The 229-nt window shown below is 69.0% G+C and carries 1 pseudogene; it reads left to right on the forward strand.

The window, feature by feature from the left end:
* Window positions 1-133, forward strand: a pseudogene (locus tag ACZXDY_RS46790) (IS110 family transposase); the annotation flags it as partial.
* Window positions 134-229 lie beyond the last annotated feature (96 nt).

Below are 229 nucleotides of genomic sequence, written 5' to 3' on the forward strand. Positions count from 1 at the left end.
GAAGCGATTGCACCACAACGTGCTGGCGATTGCGCTCGCCAACAAGCTCGCCCGGATCGCCTGGGCGGTCCTCAACAAGGGCCGCGTCTTCGAATGCGTCAAGCCGGAGGAGACGGCGTCCCGACCCGCCTGATCCTCGCGCCGTGCGCGGCGCCGTCAAGGCGCAGCCTGGCAGTGGTGGAGCAAGGCGTCAGGACAGCACGACGGCCGGCCTTGACGACCCTTGCGC

The sequence above is a fragment of the Bradyrhizobium sp. LeoB3 genome, from assembly GCF_055456055.1.